This is a genomic window from Phycisphaeraceae bacterium (genome assembly GCA_019454185.1).
Classification (GTDB): Bacteria; Planctomycetota; Phycisphaerae; order Phycisphaerales; family UBA1924; genus JAHBWV01.
In genome coordinates this window covers 565,000-578,931 of sequence record CP075368.1, presented here as the reverse complement: position 1 = coordinate 578,931, position 13,932 = coordinate 565,000, and the positions used below count along the sequence as shown (strand labels likewise).

At 63.5% G+C, this 13,932-nt stretch carries 11 protein-coding genes; 6 read left to right on the top strand and 5 right to left on the bottom strand.

The genetic code is table 11. The features are described 5' to 3' along the window. Nucleotides 1–41: 41 nt before the first annotated feature. The 4 genes from KF838_02335 to gcvH all read right to left on the bottom strand — a co-directional run bounded on the left by KF838_02335 (nt 42) and on the right by gcvH (nt 6,175). The gene (locus tag KF838_02335; protein ID QYK48699.1) at nt 42–2,243 is read right to left on the bottom strand and encodes an excinuclease ABC subunit UvrB; all 2,202 of its coding nucleotides are present in this window, start codon (nt 2,241–2,243) and stop codon (nt 42–44) included. Nucleotides 2,244–2,273: 30 nt separating this feature from the next. Then, entirely contained in the window at nt 2,274–5,015 is a 2,742-nt protein-coding gene (locus KF838_02330; protein QYK48698.1) for an FtsX-like permease family protein, read from the bottom strand. Continuing rightward, nucleotides 4,969–5,700, bottom strand: coding sequence for an ABC transporter ATP-binding protein (locus KF838_02325; GenBank protein ID QYK48697.1), 732 nt, complete (start codon nt 5,698–5,700; stop codon nt 4,969–4,971). Before KF838_02325 ends, KF838_02330 begins: the two co-directional genes overlap by 47 nt. 94 nt (nt 5,701–5,794) lie before the next feature. Beyond that, nucleotides 5,795–6,175, bottom strand: coding sequence for a glycine cleavage system protein GcvH (gene gcvH, locus KF838_02320; GenBank protein QYK48696.1), 381 nt, complete (start codon nt 6,173–6,175; stop codon nt 5,795–5,797). 366 nt (nt 6,176–6,541) lie between these two features. Between gcvH and KF838_02315 the strand changes: the two genes are divergently transcribed. From KF838_02315 to KF838_02305, 3 genes are read left to right on the top strand one after another with little or no spacing between them, the layout of a single operon-like run. Then, nucleotides 6,542–7,399, top strand: a complete 858-nt coding sequence (locus tag KF838_02315) for a TIM barrel protein (GenBank protein QYK48695.1) — start codon at nt 6,542–6,544, stop codon at nt 7,397–7,399. A gap of 59 nt (nt 7,400–7,458) precedes the next feature. Further along, nucleotides 7,459–8,154, top strand: a complete 696-nt coding sequence (gene cmk / locus KF838_02310) for a (d)CMP kinase (GenBank protein ID QYK48694.1) — start codon at nt 7,459–7,461, stop codon at nt 8,152–8,154. Continuing rightward, entirely contained in the window at nt 8,144–8,806 is a 663-nt protein-coding gene (locus KF838_02305) for a 1-acyl-sn-glycerol-3-phosphate acyltransferase (GenBank protein QYK48693.1), read from the top strand. Before cmk ends, KF838_02305 begins: the two co-directional genes overlap by 11 nt. Before the next feature lie 27 nt (nt 8,807–8,833). Here the strand turns inward: KF838_02305 and KF838_02300 are convergent, their stop codons facing one another. Further along, on the bottom strand, nt 8,834–9,433 hold the full coding sequence (locus KF838_02300) for a hypothetical protein (protein QYK48692.1): 600 nt from the start codon (nt 9,431–9,433) through the stop codon (nt 8,834–8,836). A gap of 108 nt (nt 9,434–9,541) precedes the next feature. On the opposite strand from KF838_02300, the gene uvrA reads away from it, so the two are divergent. From uvrA to KF838_02285, 3 genes are all read left to right on the top strand, one after another. After that, nucleotides 9,542–12,610, top strand: coding sequence for an excinuclease ABC subunit UvrA (gene uvrA, locus KF838_02295; GenBank protein QYK49806.1), 3,069 nt, complete (start codon nt 9,542–9,544; stop codon nt 12,608–12,610). Between the two features lie 170 nt (nt 12,611–12,780). Next, nucleotides 12,781–13,248 (top strand): glycine-rich domain-containing protein-like, encoded by a 468-nt coding sequence (locus tag KF838_02290; protein ID QYK48691.1) that lies wholly within the window; start codon nt 12,781–12,783, stop codon nt 13,246–13,248. A 9-nt stretch (nt 13,249–13,257) separates the two neighbouring features. After that, entirely contained in the window at nt 13,258–13,890 is a 633-nt protein-coding gene (locus tag KF838_02285; protein ID QYK48690.1) for a TauD/TfdA family dioxygenase, read from the top strand. Nucleotides 13,891–13,932: the final 42 nt, after the last annotated feature.

The window sequence follows — 13,932 nt, the reverse complement described above, 5'->3', positions numbered from 1 at the left end:
ATCGCGTTAGCCCTGGCGGCCCGCCTGAGAGTCCCCGACTGTCAGCGTCGTTTCGTTGGCTTTTTGCCGGAACGGGCACCGGGCATGCCGGCCTTCTTCGGATTGAGCTTGCCCGACATGGCCTGTTCCAGCTCGGACCGCTTTACCCGGCTCAGACCCCCGGATTCGAGAAGTCTCTTGAGTGCTCGCGACTGGTCGCGGAGTACCGCCGCACGCTCGAAGGCCATCTCGCGTGCGGCCTCGAGCATCTCCTCTTCGACCGTTTTGAGGAGTTCATCGATGGCGTAGTCTGGTTCAGAGGTGGCGACAGCTTCGCGTGCGGCTCGGCGTGCCGCGAGTTCCTGCTGAAGCCCGGACTTGATTGCCTTGCGAACAGTGGTCGGGACGATCCCGTTCGCCTCGTTGTAGGCGATCTGCTTCCGACGCCTCCGCTCGGTCTCCTCGATCGCGGCCTGCATGGCGGGCGTCATCTTGTCCGCGTAGAGCACGACGCGCGAGTTGGCGTTTCGCGCCGCACGCCCCATTTGCTGGATCAGTGATGTTCCGCTCCGCAGGAACCCCTCCTTGTCCGCGTCGAGAATCGCGACAAACGCGACCTCGGGCAGGTCCAGCCCCTCTCGGAGGAGATTCACACCGACCAGCACATCGAACTCGCCCGTGCGAAGATCCGTCAGGATTGTCATACGCTCCAGCGTCTCGATCTCGCTGTGCAGGTACCGCACCCGCAGTCCCTGCTGGTCGAGGTAGACCGTCAGGTCCTCGCACAGCCGCTTCGTGAGCGCCGTGACCAGCACACGCTCCCCGCGCGATGCGATCTCCTTGCACCGCTTGACGAGGTCCGGCACCTGGCCGTCGGCGGGCAGCACCGTGATCTCCGGATCGAGCAGACCGGTCGGGCGGATCACCTGCTCGGCGACTTCCCCCCCACTCCTCTCGAGTTCGTATGCTGCGGGCGTTGCGCTGACGAACATCATCTGCGGCACAATCGCCTCGAACTCCTCGAATCGCAGCGGGCGGTTGTCGAGTGCCGCGGGGAGGCGGAATCCGTGCTCCACGAGGATCGTCTTGCGATTGCGATCCCCGTTGTACATGGCGCGGACCTGGGGGATCGTGACGTGGCTCTCATCGATGATGAGGAGCCAGTCGCGATAGTTCGGCCTCGTGGACGCGGCCGTCGGCGTCGGAACGTCTGAAGGACCTGAGCCGGCGATGAACGGACCCGATGGCTGGTCGGCCGGGGGCGCGAAGTCGAAATAGTCCATCAGCGTGTAAGGCCGTTCGCCGGGCGTCCGGCCATCGAAATACCTCGAGTAGTTCTCGATCCCGTTGCAATACCCGACCTCGTCGATCATCTCCAGGTCGTACTTGGTCCTTGCGATCAGGCGCTGGGCTTCGAGCAGTTTCCCTTCGGAGCGAAGCTCCATCACTCGGGCGTCGAGATCTTTGCGGATCACCGCCGTGATCTCCGAGAGCTCCTCCTGCGGCATGACATAGTGCACCGCCGGGAAGAGGAAGAACTGACGTTCCTCGGCGATGATCTCCCCGCTCGTCGGGTTGATCAGCTCGATGCGGTCGATCTCCGATCCGAAGAAGTCCACGCGAACGGCAAACTTCTCGTACGCGGGCCAGACCTCCATGCTGTCGCCCCGCGCTCGGTAGGTGCCTCGCTTGAACTCCACCTCCACGCGCTGGTACTGCATCGCGTTCAGCGCGAGGAAGAGCTCGCGGCGCGGCATCTCCGATCCCTTCGTCAGCGTCATCACACGCTGGGCGTACGCCTGGGGCGAACCGAGTCCGAAGATGCACGAGACCGACGCAACGACAACGGTGTCTCGCCGCGAGAGGATGTTGCTCGTCGCTGCGAGACGCAGCTGGTCGAGGTCGTCGTTGCGGCTGGCATCCTTCTCGATGTAGATGTCGCGCTGGGGGATGTACGCCTCGGGCTGGTAGTAGTCGTAGTACGACACGAAGTAGTTGACCGAATTCTCGGGGAAGAAGTCGCGAAGCTCCTCGTAGAGCTGGGCCGCGAGCGTCTTGTTGTGGCTGATGATGAGCGTCGGTCGTCCGAGATGCTGGATAACGTTCGCCATCGTGAACGTCTTGCCCGTGCCGGTTGCGCCGAGCAGCGTGACTGCGGGCTTGCCATCGCGCAGTTGTGACACAAGAGACGCGATCGCCGTCGGCTGATCGCCGGTCGGCTCGAAGGGTGCCTTCAGGATGAATCGACCGGGCGACTGGGGCATGGGTGATCGTATGTGCCGCAGCGGGTCTTCCTACCCACGCGCCGCGGCCAGCAGTTCGCGCGGCTCTCGCTTGCCGAGACGCCTGACAGCCGGCGCCGATGCGATGACGCATGTTACGATCAGCATCCCCCAGGCACCCGCGATCGCCGGCAGCGAGGGCCGGAACTCAACGCCCAGGCCCAGCAGCAGGCGCATGAGCTTCTGTTCGGACCATGCGGCCTGAAGTCCGAGCACCGTGCCGATGATTGCGCCTGCCACGGCGATGGTGATGACCTCGGCCAGCACGAGGCGTACCAAGAGCCCGCGTTGCGCCCCGACTGCCCTGAGAATCCCGAACTCAAACTTCCGGATCTCGATCGACGCGATCACCAGGTTGGCAACACCGAGTGAACAAATGATCATGGCGAAAAGGGCAACGGCGGTCATGATCGTGATGCCGCTGAGCACGTATGTTCGAATCTCCTCACGGATGCGACGTCCCGAGCCGGCGTCGAGGATGGGGATGTCGGCGAGCGCCTCGCGGATCATGTCCATCGCGGACTCGTCGTCCCATTCGGGCCGCAGGTCGATCTGGATGAGTTGGACACTGTCGTTGTTGAACAGCCGCTTCATGTCGGCTCGTGTGCCGAAGACCGCGTGGAGCGCCTGATTCGTGTAGTCTTCGGAGATGTTGAAGAACTTGCTGACGACCTCGAGCCCCGGGGAGGTCACCACGCCGACGATCTCGAAGACATGAGACTCGTCGCCGACGGCGCAGGTGAAGGTGTCTCCGACACCCATTCCCTGCGCGACCAGAAACTCACGAGCCACAATCACCGCACCGCCCTGCTGGAGTCTGGGGAGCGCGGTCTCGAGGGACCCTTCGATCCAGGTCAGTTTCGCCATTCGGAAGAACGGCTCCGGCTCGAACGCGATGAACGATGTCTTGTACGACTGGAGCGCTCGCACGCCGAACGCGTCGGTGTCTACGAACTGCAGGCCGATGGCACAGGTCTCCGCGACGCATGGCAACTGGCGTAAACGCTCCTCTGCCTCTTCCGGCAGAGCCACACCCGAAACGAACGCGTCGGGGAACTCGAGCTTGTCCAGCCAGTCGCGCATGACCGCGCCGCCATTGGTCCAGATCACCGTCATGATGCTCACACCGGTCATCAGCGCGCCCGCCGTGAAGCCGTTGCGAAAGGGAGTCGCGGCGATCGACTTTGCGAGCAGACCCCGCGGCAACCCCGCGGCTCGAGAGAACAGCCCCGACGTTGCCCGCGACACGAGCAGGACAACCGGCGTGCCGAGCAGGAAGTATCCGATGAAGACGAGCGGCAGGCCGCACGTGGCGTAAGCCCAGAAGATCACCTGTCCGTCAGTGGGCACGCTCACGACGAGGAACCCGAAGACAATCATCACCGTGGCGGCGATCGCAACACCGCGTCCCGCGCCGCGGCTCACTGGGCGAGCACGCAGCGTCATTCCCTCGAGTGGCGAGACCCTGGAGGTCCTCCAAGCGGGCCATGCCGCGCCGATCAGGCCGGAAGAGAACGCTCCTGCGACCCCGAGCGTCACACCAAGCGGAGGCACATGAAGCCCCGCGCCGAGCGCGTCGGCACGAATTGTCGCGACGGCCCACGCGATGAGGAGACCCAGGCCAAGCCCGACGACGGCCCCGATCGAACCGACAATCGCACCGGCCCACACCTGAGCACCTGCTAATTGTCCGCGCGAGGCACCAATGCATCGCAGCACCGCAAGCTCACGTTGGCGTCTGGCGACATCGGTTGTCAGGCCTGTCAGAATGATGAACGACGCGGCGAGCGTTGAGAGGACGATCGCGAGCACGAGTCCGAGTTCGCTCGAACGCAGGTTCTCATCGAGACCTGAGGTCACCTTTGCGGTTGTCTGGAGCAGAATCGATTCCGGCAGAGACTGCCTCCGAGCATCGACGGTGGACTCGGGATCAAGCCCGGGCCTCAGTTCGATATCCACCCTTGAGAGCTTCCCCTCGGCATCAGAAAGCGACGCGAGTGATGAGAGCAGCAGATACGCCTGTGGACGCCCGCCGAGCGGTGGCTGTGGCGCGATCCCTACGACACGGAGCGGCATCGAGGGCCTGAGCAGTCGCGTCACGACGACCGTGTCACCGAGCAGGACTCGCTGGCCGGCGTTCAGACGTGCCGCGAGTTCAGCATCAGCGATCGTTTCCGGCAGAGTCGGCCTGGCCTCGCCCGGCTTCGGAGGGCCAAGCCGCGCGATTCCCCGATTCGCGGTGCTGGTCCTGAGCGACTCACCGCGGATTGAGAATCGCTCGGCGAGCAACGCGTCGAGCACGACCTCGTCCGGAGCTTCCGGCATGCGGCCCGCGAGCAGTTTCATGCCTGCTGCTCGCTCAGGGGTGAGGCCCGTGGTTGCCGCGGTAACCAGTATCAGGCGGTCCTTCTTACGATGTATGCCATCTGCATCCGGTACGAGTTCCTGCAGCACGGCACGCAGTACGAGGGTGCGTTCGAGCGCGGGTGTCGCGCGGAGCGTCTCGGGCCATTCGACGGCCTGCCGGAGCCATGCTGCGTCGATGAGTCCGTTTGACGATGACGATTCGAGCCGGAGATCGGCGGAACCGATCGTGCTCTCCATGCGAAGGCGGACCGATGCGTTCACAGAGCTGATAAGGGATGCGACCGTCACGACCAGGGCGCAGGAGAGCGACACGGCCGCGATAAGCAGCAACGCGTGGGGCTTACGCCCCCACAAGTTGTTGATAGCGAGCCGCAACGCCGGTCGCATCAAGCCCCTCCGATTCGATGTGTCCCACGACGCGTCCATCTCGCAGTACCCAGGTCCGTCTGCAATGGGCTGCTGCGGTCGGTTCGTGCGTCACCATGACCACAATGACCTGCTTCTCTGACGCGATCCGGCCGAGGAGCCGCCACAACTTCTCGGCGTTCGCGCTGTCGAGCGCTCCGGTCGGCTCATCAGCCAGAACGACCGGGGGTGAGAAGAGCAGGGATCTGGCGATCGCCACTCGCTGCTGCTCGCCGCCGGAGAGCGCCTCCGGCCTGTGATCCGCACGATCCGCAAGGCCGAGATCACCGAGGAGCTCCGCTGCGCGGGAGCGAAGCCACGCGGGCTCCTCGCCCGCGAGCATGCCGGGGAGTTCGACGTTTTCCGTTGCAGTGAGTGTTGGGATCAGGTTGAACTGCTGGAAGATGATCCCGACGCCACGACGACGAAACTCGGTCGCTTCTTTGTGGCGGAGTTCGTGTGTCCGGCAGTTTCCGACGGTGATTGTCCCACGATCCGGGCGGTCGAGTGCGGCCAGCAGATGAAGGAGGGTGGACTTGCCGGACCCGGAATGCCCCATGATCGCGTAGAAGCCCGGCTCGTTGATGCTGAGATCGATGCCCCGCAGGGCCGCGACTTCGCCATGCGCAAGCCGATAACTCTTGTGAACATCGACACACTCGATCATGCTGGACCCGTCCTGCCTCGGCAGGGAAGGCCCACCCGACGGCGGTAACTCCTTCGGAATATCGATCGCGACGGTTTCGGCAACGGTGCCGAATTCAGTGGCCGTGCTTCGCGTCGTATGTCGCGGCGTCCATCGCCTTGGCAAGCCCAGACGTGTCCGAGGCACGGATCTTCAGGAGCCATCCCCTTTCGTAAGGGTCGCTGTTGAGAATGGAGGGATCGTCAGCGACGGCTCCGTTTACCGCTTCGATGGTGCCACCCACAAGCGAATAGACGTCACTGGTTGTCTTGACCGATTCGATCTCACCGAGCGAGTCCCCGGGCTTTACCTGAGTGCCTTGGGCTTTCATCTGTGCGTACGTGACATCGGTCAACGCATCAACAGCGAAACGGGTGATTCCGACGGTCACCACGTCACCCTCTGTCTTGAACCACTCGTGGCTCTCGGAATACACGCGATCTGACGGGGTGGACATGGATAGCGCTCCGTGTGCCAAGATCAGCGACCGCGTGGGCGCGGCCCGCTTCCTGGGGGTGGCAGATGCTAAGCAGCGGCTCGATGGTGGCAAGGGACCGGCATGGCAGCAATCGCGAACGATCGGTTCACCACATCTCGCAGCCGATGGGCAATCTGCTCAATCCCAGGGGCTTCGCTTGACGCTGGCGCGATATCTTCGGTAGACTGAGAATCTAGTTCGTTCGAAGCGGACTATTCTCGACCAGCTTTCTCCCCTCCGGACGGCCGGTGCCCTCGGGCCCGGCCGTCTTTGTAGGCAGATGGCGTCGAAACTTCGATCGAGCGAGGTAGCGGGGATCCGTTTGGGGCGATACATTGCCCGTGCATGCTCCTCACGCTTCACGCGAATTCGTTGCGATCGATGCTCGCAGGCCCGAAAGGTCCGCAGCATCTCGCGCTCACGGAGTTGCCCAGTTTCACGCGCCAGACACTGGGGCTGAACGGGCTGATGATCCCCACCACCATGCTTCGGGGCCTTAGCCGTGAAGAACTGGGGCGGCTCCGGGAGCAGTCTGATCGGGCGGGGTGTGCGCTGCTCTCCATTGTTGAGGACGGTGCGCTTCCGCTCGGAGCGGTCTCCGAGGCGGAGGCGCTGGCTGGCCTTGAACGCCTGGCGAGAGTGCTCAAGGCGGGTGCCGCCCTCGGCTGCTCTTCGGTTGTGATCAAGGTGGCATCGAAAGCCGGCGATGACAGCATGAACCGGGCGGTGGACCGGCTCAAATCGGCCTCGGACCTTGCGGAGCGGCTGGAAGTGTCGATCATGCTTCACAGCCATACAGGGCTGACTCAGGCACCAGAGGGTCTGACGGCACTTATCAAGCGGGTTGGTGGATTCCGGGTCGGTGCATGCCCGGACTTTGCGAGCGCTGCGGCGGCAGCGGATCCGGCCTTGTTCATGAAACGGCTGACGCCGTACGCCTCTGCGGCGATCGCGGTCACGCAGACCTTTGTGACCAACCAAGAGAAGTCCACCGAACCCGCGGGACACGAGATCGACCCGGATGCGGGAGTCGAGCACTCGCCCTACCAGATAGAGCCGCTGCTGAAATCGATGATGGCAGTCGGGTACGACGGTTCCCTCGCGATTGACTACAGGGGCGAGGGGGACGCTACACTGGGAGTGCTCCGCAGCCGTGTGCTGATCGAGCGTTGTGCGGCTTCCGTCCAACGGGAGGAAGAGTGACAAACGGGGCATCGTCGAGCACGATCGGCGTTGGGCTCCTGAGACCCAGGCGAGTCTGCGTGATTCCACAGGAACGACCCATCATCGTGACGGTGGATGGACCTGCGGGTACCGGGAAGTCCTCGGTCTCCCGCGAGTTGGCTCACCGGCTTGGTCTGGACTTTCTCGACACCGGCGCGATGTACAGGGCGGCGACCGCGATCATGCTCGACCGCGGGCTCACGATCGGTCAGGCCGAGCAGCTCGTCGCGTTGGTGATGACGGCCGATCTCCACTTTGACTGGAACGAAGACCCGCCGATGATTCTGGCGTGGGACAAGCCGATCGATCACCGGATCCGCGATGCCGATGTGACGGAGCATGTCTCCCCGGTCTCGGCGATCCGCGAGCTCCGTGAGCACATGGTGATCAAGCAGAGGATCATCGGTCACCAGCACCCGCGTCTCGTGACCGAGGGACGCGATCAAGGAAGCGTCGTCTTCCCCAACGCCGAGGTGAAGTTCTTTCTGTGGGCGACTCCTGAGGTCCGCGCGGTGCGACGTGCCGAGCAGTTGCGTGCGGCGGGCGTCGCGGATGTTGACGTCGAACGGCTCAGAGAAGAGATCGAGGCCCGCGACAGGAGCGACTCCACGCGTGCTGTCGGTCCGCTGGTATGCCCGGAGGATGCCAGACAAGTGGACACGACAGGCCTTGGATTTGAAGAGGTCGTGCAGCGACTCGAACAAGAGGTTCGCTCTCGCGTCCTTGGAACTTGACGCCGTGGGTCACTCGCCGCACGACGACTCGCGATCGATCCACTACCGCATTGCGGTCGTTCTGCTCCACGTGCTGCTCGCGGTGTTTTTCGGGTATCGGCGATACGGGATCACACGCGTGCCACGGACGGGGCCGCTCCTTGTAGTTTCCAACCATCAGTCATACCTCGACTCGGTCGCGGTCGGAACCGCGCTCTACCCTCGCGTCGCGACGCACCTCGCCCGCGCGGGGCTCTTCAAGAGGCGAGGATTCGCGTATCTGATCACGAAGTTTCATGCCGTGCCGCTCCGAGAGGAAGAGGGCGATCTCGGCGCGATGCGGCTGGTGATCGAACGCCTGAAGCTCGGCGACGCCGTCATCATCTATCCCGAGGGTTCACGCACACACGACGGAGCCATCCACGCCTTCAAGCGCGGCGCAACGCTTATCGCCAAGCGCTCCGGCTGCACCGTGCTTCCGGTTGCGATCGACGGAGCATTCGACATCTGGCCTCGCTCTCGATCCCTTCCACGCCTGTTCCGCGGGCCGCTGCGTGTCCTCATCGGCGAGCCGATCGCTGCGAGCGATCTGCTCGCGGCGGGTGCAGACGCAGGACTCGCGCGGCTGGAGAACGAGGTTCGGCAACTGCATGAACGCCTGACACGCAGGTGAAGCGGCACGCAGTGGAAAGGCGCACGCTCACTTCGGGCGAAAGAGGCCTTTGGGGTTCGCGTTCATCATGTTCGCCTTGAAGAGCCGCTCGTCGGCGAGGTGCAGCCCGCGAAGAACCGAGGCCGGGGCGACGGGGTATGTCCGTATGCGATCCAGCCGGTTGTCGATGATCTCGTCGAGGTGCTCGTCTGAGGTCTCCCAATCGAGATGATCAAACCGGCGAAGGTCGATCGGCGTGCTATAGCGCCGCATCGACCGGAACCGCTTTGTGTTGAAGTAATCGTTGAAGTAGGACATCACCAACTCTCTGAGCGTGCGATAGACGGGCTCGCGGCCACGTAAGCCGACGAAGTTGCTTTTGGCGACCGCGCCCCAGAGCCCGCTCTGCTGATAAACGGCGAGCAGGTGGCCGTCGTCGTTCTCAGCCGAGATCCAGACGACACGCGGCACGTGTCCGAGCCGCCTGAGGCATGCGCACGCGAGCAATGCGCCGTCCACACAGTGCCCCTTGGCATCTGCGAGTGTCCGCCTTGGGCAGCGATAGAAGTCGTCGTCTGAGTACGCCAGTTCATCGAGCATGCACTGGATCTGGTGGGGCGAAGAGACTTTGCGGGGTCGAATCGGCATGGCGATCACGGTAGCCGCGAATCCGGGCCTGTGCGGAGTACGATCGGGTGACTGGCGAGATCAAAGAGAGGGAGAGCGGTCGTGGCAAGCGAGAGAGGCACGGGAGCGATGGCGAAGCGAGCGGGTGCGAAGTCGAAGGCCGCGGTTGTTGAGGCCAAGCCGGTTCCGTTACGCCCGACCGTGGAACGGGGCGAACTCAGCCGCGTGATCCGTGTCCGCGGCGCCCGCGAGCACAACCTCAAGGACATCACGGTCGAGATCCCGCGCGACAAGCTCGTCGTCATCACCGGGCTTTCCGGCTCCGGCAAAAGTTCGCTCGCCTTCGACACCATCTTCGCCGAGGGACAGCGCAAGTACATGGAGTCGCTCTCCGCGTACGCGCGACAGTTCCTCGAACAGCTCAAGAAGCCCGACGTTGACGAGGTCGAGGGCATCCCCCCCACCATCGCCATCGAGCAGCGCTCCGCCAGCGGCAACCCCCGCTCCACCGTCGCCACAACCACCGAGATCTTCGATTACCTGCGGCTGCTCTACGCGCGGTGCGGCACACCCCGCTCATGGGCTCCGACGAAGACCAAGAAGGACGGCGATATCACCGAACGCTCCGGTGTCCGCATCTCCGCCACCAGCAGCACGCAGATCGTCGACGCGATCATGGGATGGAAGACGAGCTCACGCCTGTTGATAATGAGCCCCATCGTCCGAGGGCTGAAGGGCTTCCACAAGGATGTCTTCGAATCGCTCGTCCGCCAGGGGTGGACCCGCGCGCGCGTGAACGGAACCGTTGTCGATCTGCGCGATGCGCTCAAGGAAGGCGGCGAGAACCCGCTCAACCTCGGACGCTACGAGAAGCACACCATCGAGGCCGTCGTCGACCGCCTCGTACTCGGTGATGCGGAGGGAGGGCGTCAGCGTCTTGCCGAGAGCATCGAGTCCGCCCTCAAGCTCAGCAAGGGCAGCGTCGCCGTCTCGCGCGAGGAGGTCGATTCCGACGGCAAGCCAAAGTGGATCGACCAGGCCTTCAGCAACCAGTTTGCGGACCCGGACCATCCTGAGATTGCGCTCGAGGAACTCGCCCCGCGCCTCTTCTCCTTCAACTCGCCTCAAGGCGCATGCCCCCAGTGCCACGGGCTCGGGAACCTGCTTGAGTTCGATCCCGATCTGGTGATTCCCAATCGCGAACTGTCGATGGCCGATGCCGCGGTCGCCGCGTGGAACAAGAACGGCCCCGTCCGCGCCTGGTTCAACCGTCGGCTCAGGAAGTTCTGCAAGGCCTTCGGCGTCTCGTTTTCGCAGCCCGTGTCCACGCTCGATCCGAAGGTCATGCACGCGCTGCTCTACGGCTGCAAGACACCCATCAAGTGGGACGGCGTGATCCCCAACATTGCCGAGTGGTGGACCACCACGGAGAACCCAGGCGTTAAGGAGTTCCTCGGCACGTTCATGTCGCAGAAGCCCTGCCCCACATGCTGGGGCGACCGCCTCCGCATCGAGGCACTGCACGTACTGCTCGAATCTGAGCACAAAGCGGAGAAGGCCCGCGCTTTCAGCCAGTCTGTGATCGGCCGCCCGCGCCACGACGGCACGATGCTGAACATCGCCGAGCTTTCGCGCCTCAACATCCTCGACGCCATCGAGTTCATCAACGGCCTGAAGCTCACCAGCGAGCAGCGCACCATCGCGGAGCCGATCCTCAAGGAAGTCAACAACCGACTCCGATTCCTCACCAGCGTCGGTCTCGAGTACCTCTCCCTCGACCGGCGGACTGCCACCCTCTCAGGTGGCGAGGCACAGCGCATCCGCCTGGCAACCCAGGTCGGCAGCGGCCTCGTCGGCGCGTGCTACGTCCTCGACGAGCCGACCATCGGCCTCCACCAGCGCGACAACGACCGGCTTATCGCCACGCTCCGCCGCCTCGCCGACATCGGCAACACGGTCATCGTTGTCGAGCACGATGAGGACATGATTCGTGCCGCGGATCACGTCCTCGACATCGGTCCCGGCCCCGGGGTCCACGGCGGGCGCGTCGTCGCCGAGGGCACCGTCGACAAGGTCGCGAGCTCCCCCGGCTCCATCACCGGCGAGTACCTCTCCGGCAAACGGCGCATCGAGGTCCCCGCGACCCGGCGCAAGCTCAGCGAGAAGAAGTCCATCACCATCAAGGGCGCGAGGCACAACAACCTCAAGGGGATTGATGTCTCGTTTCCGATCGGGGGTTTCATCTGCGTCACCGGTGTGTCTGGCTCAGGCAAGAGCACGCTCGTCAACGACATCCTTCTGAACGCCACAAAGAAACACCTGCTCGGCTCCAAGGACAAGCCGGGTGAGCACACGAAGGTGACCGGCCTTCAGAACATTGACCGCGTCGTCGAGGTCGATCAATCACCCATCGGGCGCACGCCCCGCTCGAATCCCGCCACCTACACCGGCATCTTCGACGACATCCGCAACATCTTCGCCCAGTCGAAAGAGTCCAAGATCCGCGGCTACAAGCCCGGCCGATTCAGCTTCAACGTATCCGCCCAGTCCGGGGGCGGCCGGTGCGAGGCGTGTCAGGGCCAGGGACTCAAAAAGATCGAGATGCACTTCCTCCCGGATGTCTACGTCCAGTGCGAGGTCTGCGAGGGCAAGCGCTATAACCGCGAGACGCTCGAGGTCCTCTACCGGGGCAAGAGCATCGCCGACATCCTCTCCATGACCATCGAGAACGCCTGCGCGTTCTTCGAGAACCACCCGAAAGTGCTGCGCAGTGTCAAGTGCCTGCACGATGTCGGACTTGATTACGTCGAACTCGGCCAGCCCTCGACCACGCTCTCCGGCGGCGAGGCGCAGCGCGTGAAACTCGCGACCGAGCTCGGCAAGGCGGGCGCGACCCGCAACAACCCCGACGGCGTCGCCTACGGCAACACCCTCTACATCCTCGACGAGCCGACCACCGGCCTTCACTTCGAGGACATCCGGAAACTGATCGAAGTCCTCCAGCGGCTCGCGAGCGCGGGCAACACGCTCGTCATCATCGAGCACAACCTCGACGTCATCAAGTGCGCCGACTGGATCATCGACCTCGGCCCCGAAGGCGGCGACCTCGGCGGCACACTCCTCGCCACCGGCACACCCGAGGATGTTGCGAAGAACGCGAAGAGTCATACGGGGCGGTATTTGAAGCCGATGCTGTAGTAGCCGCGATTCACAACTCAATGCGTCTGCCAGACTTACGGACAGATGCGTAGCCGTCGTCTCTCCACGTGCGCGAAACCACGAGGCCCGTGATCGCACGCCGGTGCGGATGGAACCTCGCCTCCAATCGAGAGTATCACTGTGTACACCATCCTCGTGGAGGACTGCCGATGCAAGTCGCAATTTCAGTTGATCTGGTCAAAGCCGCTAAGAAGTCTCCTTCCTTCCCAAAGGATTGGGACGACGCCAAGATTCACCGCGAACTGGCGCGCTACGAACGCTTCCTGTTGCTCGCCCAGGCCAATCCGGGCCAGCCGCTCGCGCCCACGAAGGACATCGACGAAATGTGGCACCTTCACATGACGCACCCGCGTGCGTACTACGAGGACTGCCAGCGTCTGTTCGGTGACATCCTCGACCACGACGGCGGGTTCGGAGCCGACGAAGCGGAGTTGCCCGAGTTGCAGGCGACGTTCAATCGCACAGCGGAGTTGTGGGAAAGCAAGTTCGGAGAGAAGTACGTTGAACGCGAGTTCGATCCGAACATGACGAACTGTTGGCATGACTGCCAAAGCCGTTGCTGGCACGCTTGCAGTTCCAAGAAGAAGACTGCCGAATCCGAAGCCGTCGCGATCTGAACCCCAGCCATGATCCCCAACAACGCCGCAATCCTCGAATCGGTGCGCAGCACCGGATTGTGTCGGCTCGGCCCGACCACGGACGCGGAGTATCGCGCGCTGGTAGGTTCGCTTGGGCGTGCGTGGTGCGAGACTGCGGTGGAGTTGCGACCCGACGTGCGGAGTTACCTTTGTCGCCCGGAGCCGGTGCCATTCCACACGGATCATCCCGAAGCCGACTTCATCGCGTGGCGATGCGAGCAACAGGACCACACAGATGGTTCGCAGCAACTTATAGACGGCTGGGCGGCACTTGAAGCGTGCGGACGCGGCGTGCGAGATGCACTCACCCACGTTCACGCGGAAGTGAAGGTGCGGGGCGATTCTCCGGCGTCGCGCTGGCCCATCGTTCGCGCATCACCCCACGGGGATCGTTTGTTCTACGCCGATTGGATCAAGCCCATCGAAGCCGATCCGCACTCGGGCATGGCATTCGATGCGTTGAAGGCGGAGATTGGACGCCGGACGCAGAGTCACGTTGAAGAGGTCCGATTGTCCGAAGGCGAAGTGCTCATCATCAACAACGGTCGATATCTGCACGGGCGCAAGCCGCTGGCTAGCGATAGCCAGCGACGACTGCGCCGATTCTGGATCACCGCTTAGCCTCAACTTGGCTGAGGCAGAGAATCCTCTTCGCCTATCGAC

Bases quoted from the DNA above. Each gene is read 5' to 3' on its own strand.
- gcvH (QYK48696.1), bottom strand. From the start codon at position 6,175: ATGTCCACCCCGTCAGATCGCGTGTATTCCGAGAGCCACGAGTGGTTC.
- KF838_02335 (QYK48699.1), bottom strand. From the start codon at position 2,243: ATGCCCCAGTCGCCCGGTCGATTCATCCTGAAGGCACCCTTCGAGCCG.
- uvrA (QYK49806.1), top strand. From the start codon at position 9,542: ATGGCGAAGCGAGCGGGTGCGAAGTCGAAGGCCGCGGTTGTTGAGGCC.
- KF838_02330 (QYK48698.1), bottom strand. From the start codon at position 5,015: ATGCGACCGGCGTTGCGGCTCGCTATCAACAACTTGTGGGGGCGTAAG.
- KF838_02290 (QYK48691.1), top strand. From the start codon at position 12,781: ATGCAAGTCGCAATTTCAGTTGATCTGGTCAAAGCCGCTAAGAAGTCT.
- KF838_02285 (QYK48690.1), top strand. From the start codon at position 13,258: ATGATCCCCAACAACGCCGCAATCCTCGAATCGGTGCGCAGCACCGGA.
- KF838_02315 (QYK48695.1), top strand. From the start codon at position 6,542: ATGCTCCTCACGCTTCACGCGAATTCGTTGCGATCGATGCTCGCAGGC.
- KF838_02300 (QYK48692.1), bottom strand. From the start codon at position 9,433: ATGCCGATTCGACCCCGCAAAGTCTCTTCGCCCCACCAGATCCAGTGC.
- KF838_02325 (QYK48697.1), bottom strand. From the start codon at position 5,700: ATGATCGAGTGTGTCGATGTTCACAAGAGTTATCGGCTTGCGCATGGC.